Origin of the sequence: Actinobacillus minor NM305 (genome assembly GCF_000175195.1) — a bacterium.
GTDB lineage: Bacteria > Pseudomonadota > Gammaproteobacteria > Enterobacterales > Pasteurellaceae > Haemophilus_A > Haemophilus_A minor.
Genome location: NZ_ACQL01000127.1, coordinates 1 through 1638 on the forward strand (window position 1 = coordinate 1; position 1638 = coordinate 1638).

Annotated in this window: 1 protein-coding gene; it reads right to left on the minus strand. The window is 46.2% G+C overall.

From position 1 onward, the window contains the following. Positions 1–53: 53 nt before the first annotated feature. Entirely contained in the window at positions 54–1514 is a 1461-nt protein-coding gene (gene tldD / locus AM305_RS09765; protein WP_005825530.1) for a metalloprotease TldD, read from the minus strand. Positions 1515–1638: the final 124 nt, after the last annotated feature.

Consider the following 1638-nt stretch of genomic DNA (forward strand, 5'->3'; position numbering starts at 1 on the left):
CCTATCCCCCCTCCGTAAACGGAGGGGGGGACGGTACAACCTGATAACATTGTTTACCCCCTTCCCCCCACAGTAATTTTATCCAATTTCACCGTAGGTTGCCCAACGCCAACAGGGACGGATTGTCCTTCTTTACCGCAAGTGCCGATACCTGGGTCGAGTTCCATTTTTTTGCCGACCATTGAAACTTGCTGCATTGCCTCAATACCGCTACCGATAAGGGTTGCACCCGTAACCGGTTGGGTGATTTTCCCTTTTTCAATGAGGTAGGCTTCTGCGGTCGAGAACACAAATTTTCCTGAGGTAATGTCCACTTGTCCGCCGCTGAAATGAGGCGCATACAAGCCGTATTCGACCGACTCAATCATTTCCTCAAAATCGTGGTTGCCTTCCGTTAAATAGGTATTTGTCATTCGAGGCATTGGCAAATGCGCATAAGACTCGCGGCGACCGTTGCCCGTTGGTGCAACGCCCATTAAGCGTGCATTTAGTTTATCTTGAATATAACCTTTTAAGATCCCGTTTTCGATGAGGACATTGCGTTGGGAAGGCACGCCTTCATCATCAACGGTCATTGAACCTCGAGCATCTTGAATGGTACCGTCATCGACGATAGTACACAATGGCGAGGTAACCAATTCGCCAATTTTACCGGTAAAGAGTGAAGACTCTTTCCGATTGAAATCGCCCTCTAAACCGTGTCCGACTGCTTCGTGAAGTAAAATGCCCGGCCAACCGGCACCCAGCACTATCGGCATTGAGCCTGCCGGAGCCGGCATTGCCCCTAAATTCACTAATGCCATGCGCACCGCTTCTTTCGCCAAATACTCCGCACGGTTATAGCCAACCATTTCGCCATTGATAACCTTCGGTTCAAAAAACCAATTTAAGCCATAGCGTCCACCTGCACCTGCCGAACCTCGTTCACGTTTACCATTTTCTTCCACCAAAACAGAAACAGATAAACGCACCAAAGGGCGAATATCTGCGGCTAAAGTGCCATCACTTGCGGCAACCAACATCTCTTCATAGACAGCCGAAACATTCGCATTCACTTGAATTACTCTTGGGTCTTCTGCGCGAGCGACTTTATCGACTAAATGGAGCAATTCTACTTTTTGCTCACGGGTTAGCGTATCAAGCGGATTGATCGATGGGTAACGTTTACAAGCGGTCGTTTCTTTGAAATTTTTTACCAAAAATTGACCGCTTTCTTGTGTGATACTGCGAGCGGCAACAGCACATTGTTCAAGTTGGTTAAGGCTGATTTGGTCGGCATACGCAAAGCCTGTCTTTTCGCCTGAAACGGCACGAACCCCAAAGCCTTTATCGATGTAAAAACCGCCTTCTTTAATAATGCTGTCTTCCAGCGCCCAGCTTTCGTCCATGCTAAGTTGGAAATAGAGGTCGGCATAATCAATGTGTCGGGTGGAAAAATGATCTAATACTTGTGATAAGTGTGAAAGCTCAAGCCCACTTGGTGCCAATAGGCTCTCTGAAACCTGTTTTAACATATATATTCCTAGAAATAAAAATCGGTAAATTTTAACACAAATTTGAGCGCTTTATAGAAAGGAAAACGCCACAAAAGTGGCGTTGGATTGCTGAGGAACCTTTTTATTTAAAAAATTTGAAATA

Bases quoted from the DNA above. Each gene is read 5' to 3' on its own strand.
- tldD (WP_005825530.1), bottom strand. From the start codon at position 1,514: ATGTTAAAACAGGTTTCAGAGAGCCTATTGGCACCAAGTGGGCTTGAG.